The sequence below is a fragment of the Bordetella petrii genome (genome assembly GCF_020991325.1).
GTDB lineage: Bacteria > Pseudomonadota > Gammaproteobacteria > Burkholderiales > Burkholderiaceae_B > Bordetella_A > Bordetella_A petrii_E.
The window spans coordinates 1-11,492 of record NZ_JAJMLX010000144.1; the positions used below are offsets into that span (position 1 = coordinate 1).

An 11,492-nucleotide genomic window follows, 5' to 3' on the forward strand; every position below is an offset into this window, starting at 1 on the left:
TGCCGCGCGCCTTTGCCACCGGCCTGGCCCCGGTGGAACACGCCTGCGGGCTGGGGCTGCTGGCCCTGGACCTGGCCACGCCGCTACGCGCCCCGCTGGCCCGCCACCTGCTGCAGGGGCTGCGAGCGTAGCAACGCCGGGCGCTCAAGCCCCGAAGAATGGCCGGCTCCAATAGGGGCCGGATGAAGGCGGTTAAAATCTGCCCATGCGCATCGGCCCCTGGACCCTTCCCAACAACGTGCTGGTCGCCCCCATGGCGGGGGTGACAGACCGCCCTTTCCGCCAGTTGTGCAAGCGCCTGGGCGCCGGCCATGCCGTGTCTGAAATGGCGGCCAGCAACCCGCGCCTGTGGGACAGCGTCAAGACATCGCGCCGGTTGAACCACGACGGGGAAATCGCGCCGGTGGCGGTGCAGATCGCCGGCGCCGACCCGGCCATGATGGCCGAGGCTGCCGCGTTCAACGCCGCCCGCGGCGCGCGCATCATCGACATCAACATGGGCTGCCCGGTGAAGAAGGTGTGCAACCTGGCGTCGGGCTCGGCCCTGCTGCGCGACGAAGACCTGGTCGCCCGCATCCTGGACGCCGTGGTGGCCGCCTGCGCTCCGTTGGGCGTGCCGGTTACCCTGAAAACCCGCACCGGCTGGGACCGCGAGCACCGCAACGCGCTGCGCGTGGCGCGCCGCGCCCAAGATGCCGGCATCGCCGCCCTGGCCCTGCACGGCCGCACCCGCGCCGACCTGTACACCGGCGAAGCCGAATACGACACGATCCGGGCCGTGAAGGCCGAGATCTCCATCCCCGTCATCGCCAATGGCGATATCGACTCGCCCGAGAAGGCCCGCCGCGTCCTGGATTACACTGGCGCCGATGCGGTCATGATCGGCCGGGCGGCCCAGGGCCGGCCCTGGATCTTCCGCGAAATCGATTACTACCTGCGCACGGGCGACTCGCTGGCGCCCCCTTCCCACGAAGAAATGCGCAACCTGCTGCTCGAGCACCTGGACGATCATTACCGTTTTTACGGCGAGCACACCGGCGTGCGCTCGGCCCGCAAGCACATCGGCTGGTATATCGACGGCCTGCCGGGCGCGGACACGTTCCGCGACCACATGAATCTCATCGAGAACACTCGCGACCAATGGCGGGCCGTGTCCGAGTGGTTCGACGATCTTGCGCGCGGCGGCCCGGCATCCCCGGCCGCCGCGCCTCCCCTGATGGCGGCGTGATCCGCCCCCAAAACCTCCAACTATAAATATCTGTACACATGAGCAAGAAAGATGTCCTGGAAGATTGCGTGCGCACCAGCCTGGAGCGCTATTTCGAAGACCTGGGTGACTCCGAGCCCCACGATATGTGGGACATGGTGATGCGGTGCGTGGAACGCCCGGTGCTCGAAGTGGCCATGGAACGCGCAGGCGGCAATCAGTCCCGGGCGTCTGAAATGCTGGGCATCACCCGCAATACGCTGCGCAAGAAGCTGCAAGCCCACAATCTCCAGCCCTGAATGCCTCCGGGCCATCCACCGATTTCCCCCATCACAGCTGTCCGAACATGAAAATCGAAACTGCCCTGCTCTCGGTGTCCGACAAAACCGGCATCGTCGAGTTCGCCCGCGCGCTCGCCGCGCGTGGCGTACGCCTGCTGTCCACCGGCGGCACCGCCCGCCTGCTGGCCGATGCCGGCCTGGCCGTCACCGAGGTCGCCGCGCACACCGGCTCGCCGGAAATCCTGGACGGCCGCGTCAAGACACTGCATCCCAAGATCCACGGCGGCCTGCTGGCGCGCCGCGACAGCGCCGAACACCTGGACACCATCGCGCAGCACGGCATCGACCGCATCGACATGCTGGTGGTGAACCTGTATCCGTTCCGCGAAACGGTGGCCCGCCCCGACTGCACGTTTGCCGACGCGGTGGAAAACATCGACATCGGCGGCCCGGCCATGCTGCGTGCCGCCGCCAAGAACCACGGCACCGAAGCCGGCGGCGTCACGGTCGTGATCGACCCGGCCGACTATTCGCGCGTGCTGTCCGAAATGGACCAGGGCGGCAGCACTTCGTACGCCCTGCGCCTGGAACTGGCCGCCAAGACCTACGCGCATACCGCCGCCTACGATGGCGCCATCGGCGCCTACCTGACCAGCCTGGCGGACGCGGCCCCCGCGCAAGACGCGGTGCCGGCCCGCAACGCGTGGCCGGCCACCCTGACGCTGCAGGTTCAGCAGGCCCAGGCGCTGCGCTACGGCGAAAACCCCCACCAGCAGGCCGCGTTCTACGTCGACCGCGACCGCGCCGCCGGCCTGCTTGGCAACTACCGCCAGCTGCAGGGCAAGGAACTCTCGTACAACAACATCGCCGACGCCGATGCCGCCTGGGAATGCGTGCGCAGTTTCGACACGCCGGCCTGCGTCATCGTGAAGCACGCCAACCCCTGCGGCGTGGCCGTGGCGCAAGACACGCTGCATGCCTACCAGCAGGCCTTCAAGACAGACCCCACCTCGGCCTTCGGCGGCATCATCGCCTTCAACCGCCCGGTAGATGCGGCCACGGCCGAGGCCGTCAGCGGGCAATTCCTGGAAGTGCTGCTGGCCCCCGCCTACGACGGCGCGGCGCTGGCCGTCCTGGCGGCCAAGAAGAATGTGCGGGTGCTGGAAGTGCCCGCGGGCACCGGCCAGAATGCGTTCGACATCAAGCGCGTGGGCGGCGGCTGGCTGGTGCAGACACCTGACGCCTACAACGTGCCGCGCGACGCCCTGAAGGTCGTCACCCAGCGCAAGCCCACCGACCAGGAAATGAACGACCTGGCGTTTGCCTGGAAAGTGGCCAAGTACGTCAAATCCAACGCCATCGTGTTTGCCGGCAACGGCATGACGCTGGGCGTGGGCGCGGGCCAGATGAGCCGCGTGGATTCCGCGCGCATCGCCTCCATCAAGGCCGAGAACGCCGGCCTGACGCTGCAGGGCTCGGCGGTGGCCTCGGATGCGTTCTTCCCGTTCCGCGACGGCCTGGACGTGGTCGTGGCGGCCGGCGCCACCTGCGTGATCCAGCCCGGCGGCAGCATGCGCGACGACGAAGTGATCGCCGCCGCCGACGAGCACGGCATTGCCATGGTGCTGACCGGCACGCGCCACTTCCGCCACTGATGCGTGTCCTCGGCATCGACCCCGGCCTGCGCCGCACCGGTTTCGGTGTGATCGATGCCGAAGGCATGCGGCTGCGCTACGTGGCCAGCGGCACCATCGTGGTGCCGCCGGCCCTGCCGCTGCCCGAACGCCTGAAAGTCATCCTGGACAATCTGCGCCAGGTGGCCAGCGATACCCGCCCCGATGTGGCCGCGCTGGAAATCGTGTTCTTGAACACCAACCCGGCGTCTACCCTGTTGCTGGGCCAGGCGCGCGGCGCCGCCCTGTGCGCCCTGGCCGACAGCAAGCTAGACGTGCACGAGTACACCGCGCTGCAGATCAAGAAAGCCGTGGTGGGCACGGGCCGGGCCGCGAAAGAACAGGTGCAGATGATGGTGCAGCGCCTGCTGTCGCTGGACGGCACGCCGGCCCCCGATTCGGCCGACGCGCTGGCCTGCGCCATCTGCCATGCGCATGTGGGCCCGCTGCAGGCACGCCTGGGGCGGCACCCCAATGCATCCACGCTGGCCGGCGCGCGCTTGCGCGGCGGCCGGCTGGTGGGCTGACCCGGCCCACCGTTTAGAATGCCGGCAGGCGCGCGCGGCGCGCCGCCTTCTTTTACGAGGTTGGCACCCGCACCATGATCGGACGCATTACCGGAACCCTGGTCGAGAAACTGCCGCCCACCATCTGCGTGGACGTCAATGGTCTGGGCTATGACATCGAGGTGCCCATGAGCACCCTGTACGCCCTGCCCGAGCTGGGCGCCAAGGTCGCGTTGCACACTCACCTGACGGTGCGCGAAGACGCGCACATTCTGTATGGCTTTGCCACCGCCAACGAGCGCGCGGCCTTCCGCGAACTGATCAAGGTCAGCGGCATCGGCGCGCGCACGGCCCTGGCCGTGCTGTCGGGCCTGTCGGTGGCCGACCTGGCCCAGGCCATTACCCTGCAGGAATCCGGCCGCCTGACGCGCGTGCCGGGCATAGGCAAGAAAACCGCGGAACGGCTGCTGCTGGAAATGCGCGGCAAGCTGGGCGCCGACATCGGCGCCGCGGCGTACGCCGTGCCCGACAGCCAGGCCGACATCCTGAACGCCCTGCTGGCCCTGGGCTATTCAGACAAGGAATCGCAGGCGGCGCTGAAAACCCTGCCCGAAGGCACCGGCGTGTCCGACGGCATACGCCTGGCGCTGAAAGCGCTGGTGCGCTGATTCCCAGGCGTCAGGAACCGCTTTTCAGGTAGCCCGGGACAACGGCTTCCATGCTGAGCGGCGCCACGCCCAGTTCGGGCGGCATGGGCCCGCTGCATACGTTGTCGACGCTGAGCGAGGCCAGGTTGTCGCGCGAGATGAGCGGATCGCCGGGCAGGCATTCGAACAGCATGGCCTGCAGGCGGGCCATGCCCATGGGCATGGCATACACCGGCCGCGGGTGGCCGCTCCAGAGCGCGCACAGGCGCACGATTTCGCCCAGGGTATGCACCTGCGGCCCGCATAGCTCGTAGGTGCCGCCCGCGGTATGGGAATTGCCCAGCGCCGCCTCGAAGGCGGCGGCCACATCGCCCACATACACCGGCTGCATGCGTGCCCCGGCCCCCGCCAGCGGAATGACGGGCAGCCAGCGCGCCAGGCGGGCGAACAGCGTGGTGAGGTGGTCGTCGGGGCCGAACACCACCGACGGACGGAAAATGGTGCAGGCGCCTTCTGGCCAGTCGGCGTACACCGCGCGCACCGCGGCCTCGCCGTCGCCCTTGGAACGCAAGTACATGCTGGGGCCGGAAGCATCGGCGCCCAGCGCGCTCATGTGCAGCAGGCGGCGCACGCCGCGGCGGCGGCAGGCCTGGGCCACGCGTTGCGGCAGTTGCACATGCACGCGGGCGAAACCGGCGCCGTAGGGCTGGCCGCGGCCGCCATGCAAGATGCCGGCCAGGTTGATCACCGCATCGCATTCATGCAGCAGGCGATCGAGCGCGTCGTCGTCGTGCACATCGGTTTCGGTGATGGTAACCGTGGGCAACAATTGAAGATCGCGCCCGCGGCCGTATTGACGCGTGGGCACCATGAGAAAATTGCCGCGCGCCGCCAGCCGCGCTGCCACATGCCGGCCTATGAAGCCGGTACCGCCAATGAGCAGGATACGCATTGCCGCAGCCCCTGTTCGGACAAGACAGTTGGCCCATTCTGCCCTGCCCCGTGCGGGGCCGCAAGCGTATCGGTCAAGCGGCCATCAGGCGGGCGTAGTTGGCCAGGTCGACGTTGCCACCGCTGATGATCACCCCCACCCGCTTGCCCGGCACCGCCACCACCTGCTGCAGCACAGCGGCGGTGGACAGGCAGCCGGTGGGTTCGACCACGATTTTCATGCGCTCGGCAAAGAATTTCATGGTGTCGACCAGTTGCGCATCGCTGACCGTGACGATGTCCTGGACGCCCTGCTGGATAATGGGAAAGGTCAACTGGCCCAGGTGGGTGGTAACTGCTCCGTCGGCCAGCGACTTGGGCGTAGCGATTTTCACGATCTCGCCCTTGCGCAGCGACTGCTGGCCGTCGTTGCCGGCCTCGGGTTCTACACCGTAAACCTGGCAATCGGGGCTTAGGGCGCGCGCCGACAGGGTCGAACCCGCCAGCAGGCCGCCGCCGCCCAGGCATACGAACAGGGCGTCCAGCGGGCCGACCTCTTCGAACAATTCTTTGGCTGCCGTGCCCTGGCCGGCGATGACATCGCGGTGGTCGTACGGGGGGATGAGCGTGGCGCCGGTGTCGGCCTGGATGCGTTGCGCCACGGCCTCGCGGTCGTCGGTATAGCGGTCGTAGGTGACCACGTGGCCGCCATAGCCTTCGGTGGCGGCGCGCTTGGCCGCCGGGGCGTCGTGCGGCATGATGATGGTGGCGCGCACTCCCAGGAGGCGCGCGGCCAGCGCGATTGCCTGGGCATGGTTGCCCGAGGAAAACGTCACCACCCCCGCCTCGCGCTGCGCCGGCGTCAGCCGGGCAATGGCGTTGTAGCCGCCACGGAACTTGAAGGCGCCCATGCGCTGGAAATTCTCGCACTTGAAGAAGATCTGCGCGCCCGCGCGGGCATCGGCGGTGGCCGAGGTCAGCACCGGAGTGCGATGCGCCACGCCGGCCAGGGTTTCGCTGGCGCGGACGACGTCTTCATAGGTGGGAAGTGCGGCGGACATGAGGAATCCTTCGGGGTGCGGATTGGGGATCCGAGCATGATATCGCCAGTTTGGCGGTTGTGTTTTTGGTTGGCCGGTTTGTGCGTTGGGGGTTTGTGTGCGTTGGGGGTTTTGCTTGCTTGAGTCGCCTCTGCGTCCAGGGCATGGGGCCGGGCAAAGCCCGTCGGGCTCGGGCGCATGCAGGCGCCCTCGGCCTGCTGCGCAGGCTGCCCCGCCGGTCAACTCGCCCGGCCCCATGCCCTGGACGCAGAGGCTGGCGGCATCTCGTACTGAAAGAAGCCTGGACGGTGCGTGTTTTCAAGTGATCGGCTTTCGCCAAGATGCCTGATGCCCGGCGCTGCCTTGATCTGTCGCGACGAGCTTGCGCGGGGTTCGCCGGGTGTCTGGCTCCCATCGGGTGCCAGACACCGAAGCCAGCACGGCCAGGAGTTCGTGCCGCGGTCTGCCGCCATGATCTGCAGCCGGGGCCAGCCACCCCATGGGAACCGGACCCCCGGGCTACAAATAGGTAGACCTGACAACGGCCCGAATCAACACCAACGCAGTCCCGCGTCGCAGGGGCAGGCGGTGGCGGCGTGTCGGGCGGCGGGGCAGCCTGCGTCAGCAGGCCGAGGGCGCCTGTATGCGCCCGAGCCCGACGCACGTTCGCCGCCACCGCCTGCCCCTGCGGCGCGGGACGGGGCAAGAAACAATTCCACCAACCGCCTCCTTCCCACACGCCAAGCGCCCCCCGGCGTGGTGTACGATGCTTGCGCTGGCCCCTTTTTTCCTGCCCCGCAGCCAGTCCCGTTCCCATCATGGCCATCCAGTCCGACTCGCTTTCCTCTCTGCCCGACGCCCCTCGCCTGGTGACGCCGCAACCGGTGTCGCCCAACGAAGAATCCATCGAACGCGCCCTGCGGCCCAAGGCGCTGCAGGAATATGTAGGCCAGCAGCGCGCCCGCGAACAGCTCGAGATCTTCATCGCCGCCGCGCGCAAGCGCGGCGAGGCGCTGGACCACGTGCTGCTGTTCGGCCCGCCGGGGCTGGGCAAGACCACGCTGGCGCACATCATCGCCCACGAAATGGGCGTGCAGCTGCGGCAAACCTCGGGCCCGGTGCTGGAACGCCCGGGCGACCTGGCGGCGCTGCTCACCAACCTGGAAAAAAACGACGTCCTGTTCATCGACGAGATCCACCGCCTGTCGCCAGTGGTCGAGGAAATCCTGTATCCCGCGCTGGAAGACTTCCAGATCGACATCCTGATCGGCGAAGGCCCGGCCGCGCGCAGTGTCAAGCTCGACCTGCAGCCCTTCACGCTGGTGGGCGCCACCACCCGTGCGGGCATGCTGACCAATCCGTTGCGCGACCGCTTCGGCATCGTTTCGCGGCTGGAGTTCTATAACGCCGACGACCTGGCCCGCATCGCCACGCGCAGCGCCGGCCTGCTCAATGCCGAGATCACGCCCGACGGCGCGGCCGAAGTCGCCCGGCGTTCACGCGGCACGCCGCGTATCGCCAACCGCCTGCTGCGCCGCGTGCGCGACTACGCCGAAGTGAAATCGCATGGCGTCATCGACGCCGATACCGCCGGCCGCGCGCTGGCCATGCTGGAAGTCGACCCGCAAGGCCTGGACCTGATGGACCGCAAGCTGCTGGAAGCCATCATCCACAAATTCGATGGCGGCCCGGTGGGCGTGGACAGCCTGGCGGCCGCCATCGGCGAAGAGCGCGACACCATCGAAGATGTGATCGAGCCCTACCTGATCCAGCACGGCTACCTGCAACGCACCCCGCGCGGCCGCATGGCCACCCAGACCACCTGGCGCCACCTGGGCCTGGCCCCCCCGTCGGGCAGCGGCGAGCTGTTCAACAAATAACCCCGCCCGGCCGGCATTCGTAGGTATTGCGGGTGTCTGGCTCCGACAGGTGCCAGACACCCGCTGTGTGCCACGGCAGTCTCAGTGGGACGGTGTCCGGCACCCTGATGGGAGCCGGACACCCGGCAATGCCGGCGCAAACTCGCCGCGGCGGCCAAGGTCGTGCCATAGGCGCCTGACATATGCCAAGAACAGGCACAAGCCCCTTTTATGCCACCAGCCGCAGGATATCTTCCCCGTAGGCTTCCAGCTTGCGCACTCCGACTCCGTTGATATGCCCCAGTTCCTGGATGGAGCCGGGCCGGGCCAGCGCAATCTCGCGCAGCGTGGCGTCGTGGAAAATCACATAAGCGGGAACGCCATGGTTCTTGGCCACCTCGCCGCGCCAATTGCGCAAGGCCTCGAACAGGGGCTGGGCATCGGCCGGCAGTTCCACCGCGGCGGCTCGCGCGCGGCCGCCCGATTTGGCGGCACGCCCCTTTTTTTCGGATTCGCGCCGCAGCATCAACTGGTATTCGCCCTTGAGCACGGCGCGGCTGCCTTCTGTCAGGGCCAGGGTACCGAAGCCTTCGTGGTCCACCGTCAGCAGGCCGTGCGCCAGCAATTGCCGCAGTACGCCGCGCCAGGCGCTTTCGGACAAGTCGGCGCCCACGCCGAATACGCTGAGCGTCTCGTGCCCATGCTGGCGGGTGCGGTCGGTGGCCTTGCCGCGCAGAATGTCGATGATGTGGCCGGCGCCATAGCGCTGGCCGCGTTCCTTCCATAGCCGGTACACGGCCGACAGTACCTTCTGCGCGGCCACCGTGCCGTCCCAGGCCTGGGGAGGCTCCAGGCAGACATCGCAATTGCCGCAAGCGGTGATGGTCTGGCCGAAATAGTTCAGCAGCCGCACCCGCCGGCATTCCACCGTTTCGCACAGGCCCAGCATGGCGTCCAGTTGCTGGCCCAGGCGCCGGCGATACGCTTCGTCGCCGGGCGACTCATCGATCATGCGGCGCTGCTGCACCACGTCTTGCAGGCCGTAGGCCAGCCAGGCCGTGGCCGGCAGGCCGTCGCGGCCGGCGCGGCCGGTTTCCTGGTAATAGCCTTCCACCGATTTGGGCAGGTCGATATGCGCCACGAAGCGCACATCGGGCTTGTCGATGCCCATGCCGAAGGCGATGGTGGCCACCATGACAATGCCGTCTTCGCGCAGGAAGCGCGACTGGTTGGAGGCCCGCACGGCCGGGCTGAGCCCGGCGTGGTACGGCAAGGCGCTGACGCCGTTCTGGCAAAGGAAATCGGCGGTTTCTTCAACGCGTGCGCGCGACAGGCAATACACCACCCCCGAATCGCCTTCGTGCTCGCTGCGCAGCAAGTCCAGCAACTGGCGCCGCACCTCGTTCTTTTCGACGATGCGGTAGCGGATATTGGGCCGGTCGAAGCTGGCCACGAAATGCCGCGCTTCGTCCAGCGCCAGGCGCTGCGCGATCTCGACACGCGTGGCGGCGGTGGCCGTGGCGGTCAGGGCGATGCGCGGCACGTCGGGCCAGCGCTCGTGCAGCATCGACAGGCCCAGGTATTCCGGCCGGAAATCGTGCCCCCATTGCGACACGCAGTGGGCTTCGTCGATGGCGAACAGGGCAATGCGGCCGCGGTCCAGCAGTTGCAGGCAGCGGTCGGTCAGCAGGCGCTCGGGCGCCACGTACAGCAAGTCGAGTTCGCCATCCAGGAACGCCTGTTCCACGTCGCGCGCCTCGCGCCAGTCTTGCGTGGAGTTCAGGAAGGCCGCGCGCACGCCCAGTTCGGTCAGGGCGTCGACCTGGTCCTGCATCAGGGCGATGAGCGGCGACACCACGATGCCGGTGCCGGCCCGCACCAGGGCGGGCACCTGGTAGCACAGCGACTTGCCGCCGCCGGTAGGCATCAGCACCAGTGCATCGCCGCCCCCGACGACATGGTCGACGATGGCTTGCTGGTCGCCGCGGAAGGATTCGTAGCCGAAAACGCGCTGCAGGACGTCCTGGGCGCGGGGGTCAGACATGGGGTGTAGAGAAAGACGTCATGGCGGCGATTTTAAGCTTCATTGCGACAGGCGGGGCGCGCCGGGGGGCGGATGCGTCCCTACCAGGGCAGCCAGCGGCCCAGTACGAAGGCGTCCACCGGCATGCTCAGGCCGGCGCGCATCAGGTAGTCGCCCGATACCACGTCGCGGTCGGCGCCTACCGCCAGGCGCACGCCGGGCGCCACGAACATGCTGTGCTGCAACCCGAAGCGCTGCTCTACCGCCTGGCCGCTTTCGCGCAACCCGCTATAGGTGCCGGAGACGGTGCCCCAGCCCTGGACCGGCACGCCCGCGGCCACGGTATTGCTGGTGCGGGGCGCGGCCACGCCGCCCGCGCGGTACAGAGACAGGTCGCCGAAACCCGCTTCCGTCTGTTCGTTGGTGACGGCCAGGCTGAGGGATTCCCAGAGGTTGACGTTGTAGCCGAAGCGATAGCGCCAGGCGTTGACGTGATCGAAGTTGCTTTGCGTGGCCCCAGCCTGGAAGGTGCCCAGGTCGCCGGCGCTGTAGGTGGTGCCCATGCCCTGTGTCGCCATGCCCGGTGCGCTCTGCACCTGGCTTTCCAGGGTCAGCACCGGGGTCAGGCCATACCGCAGAGTGCCGCTGCCGGCCGTGACGCCATAGTCGAAGGCTCCGGCCGGTGCCGCCGTATCGGTGTAGTTCAACGCCCCCACCGCGGATGAATACGTCAGCCGGCCCTGCGGCACGGCTTGCCGCCCCCCCGCCCAGTCGGACACTTGCAGGCCGCCGATCGGCACGGCGCTGCCCCACATGGGCGCGTTGGCCGTCAGGTTGCCCAGCGCCACGGTGGGGCCGACGGCGTCGCGGTAAGTCCAGCGCCCGGCGGTATAGGCGAAGCCCTGTTGCGAGCCCACCGAAGAAAACCAGGGGCTGGGCGCCTGGGCCACGCCCGTCACCACCATGATGGAACCGCCCGGCACCGGATCCAGGGTTTCCAGGCCGAACGAATATTGCTGCTGCGGCACGGCCGGCACGTCCGGGAACATATTGGCGCACTGGATGGGCAGCGGCGCGGCCTGTGCCGGCCCCACGCCCGCATCGGACTGCAGCGAGGCATCGGTAAGCCCTTCGGCCGGCCGCAGTTGGCACGGCACGGGGTCCAATTCGAGCTCGCGCGATTCGGACACGCTGACGGGGGTTACCGGCATGGGCTGGGCCGGGGCCAGCACCGCAATGCCGTCCCGGGCGGCACGCTGCACCTCGCTCCAGTCGTACGGCAGCGGCTCGGCACGGGCCGCCGGTTCGGGGGCGTGCACGGCCGGC

General features: G+C 68.3%; 10 protein-coding genes and 1 pseudogene. 7 read left to right on the forward strand and 4 right to left on the reverse strand.

Annotated features, from left to right (window positions below):
• From LPZ50_RS14955 to ruvA, 6 genes and pseudogenes are all read left to right on the forward strand, one after another.
• Positions 1 to 131, forward strand: a pseudogene (locus LPZ50_RS14955) (monooxygenase); the annotation flags it as partial.
• A 74-nt stretch (positions 132 to 205) separates the two neighbouring features.
• Positions 206 to 1,228: a tRNA dihydrouridine synthase DusB gene (gene dusB / locus LPZ50_RS14960; protein WP_230662262.1), complete on the forward strand. Its 1,023-nt coding sequence runs from the start codon at positions 206 to 208 to the stop codon at positions 1,226 to 1,228.
• Positions 1,229 to 1,266: 38 nt separating this feature from the next.
• Positions 1,267 to 1,506, forward strand: a complete 240-nt coding sequence (locus LPZ50_RS14965) for a helix-turn-helix domain-containing protein (protein WP_230662263.1) — start codon at positions 1,267 to 1,269, stop codon at positions 1,504 to 1,506.
• A gap of 47 nt (positions 1,507 to 1,553) precedes the next feature.
• Positions 1,554 to 3,143, forward strand: a complete 1,590-nt coding sequence (purH, locus tag LPZ50_RS14970) for a bifunctional phosphoribosylaminoimidazolecarboxamide formyltransferase/IMP cyclohydrolase (RefSeq protein ID WP_230662264.1) — start codon at positions 1,554 to 1,556, stop codon at positions 3,141 to 3,143.
• Entirely contained in the window at positions 3,143 to 3,688 is a 546-nt protein-coding gene (gene ruvC, locus LPZ50_RS14975; protein ID WP_230662265.1) for a crossover junction endodeoxyribonuclease RuvC, read from the forward strand. The genes purH and ruvC overlap by 1 nt, the downstream gene beginning before the upstream one ends.
• Positions 3,689 to 3,762: 74 nt before the next feature.
• Positions 3,763 to 4,335, forward strand: a complete 573-nt coding sequence (ruvA, locus tag LPZ50_RS14980) for a Holliday junction branch migration protein RuvA (RefSeq protein ID WP_230662266.1) — start codon at positions 3,763 to 3,765, stop codon at positions 4,333 to 4,335.
• A 10-nt stretch (positions 4,336 to 4,345) separates the two neighbouring features.
• On the opposite strand, the gene LPZ50_RS14985 is transcribed toward ruvA, so the two are convergent.
• Together LPZ50_RS14985 and LPZ50_RS14990 are read right to left on the reverse strand one after the other, a co-directional pair.
• The gene (locus LPZ50_RS14985) at positions 4,346 to 5,266 is read right to left on the reverse strand and encodes a complex I NDUFA9 subunit family protein (protein ID WP_230662267.1); all 921 of its coding nucleotides are present in this window, start codon (positions 5,264 to 5,266) and stop codon (positions 4,346 to 4,348) included.
• Positions 5,267 to 5,339: 73 nt separating this feature from the next.
• Positions 5,340 to 6,305: a threo-3-hydroxy-L-aspartate ammonia-lyase gene (locus LPZ50_RS14990; protein ID WP_230662268.1), complete on the reverse strand. Its 966-nt coding sequence runs from the start codon at positions 6,303 to 6,305 to the stop codon at positions 5,340 to 5,342.
• Between the two features lie 797 nt (positions 6,306 to 7,102).
• Between LPZ50_RS14990 and ruvB the strand changes: the two genes are divergently transcribed.
• Entirely contained in the window at positions 7,103 to 8,164 is a 1,062-nt protein-coding gene (gene ruvB, locus LPZ50_RS14995) for a Holliday junction branch migration DNA helicase RuvB (protein ID WP_230662269.1), read from the forward strand.
• A 208-nt stretch (positions 8,165 to 8,372) separates the two neighbouring features.
• On the opposite strand, the gene recQ is transcribed toward ruvB, so the two are convergent.
• Both recQ and LPZ50_RS15005 read right to left on the reverse strand, forming a co-directional pair.
• On the reverse strand, positions 8,373 to 10,187 hold the full coding sequence (recQ, locus tag LPZ50_RS15000) for a DNA helicase RecQ (protein ID WP_230662270.1): 1,815 nt from the start codon (positions 10,185 to 10,187) through the stop codon (positions 8,373 to 8,375).
• A gap of 80 nt (positions 10,188 to 10,267) precedes the next feature.
• A partial coding sequence (locus tag LPZ50_RS15005; RefSeq protein WP_230662271.1) for a fimbrial protein occupies positions 10,268 to 11,492 on the reverse strand: 1,225 nt, incomplete at its 5' end.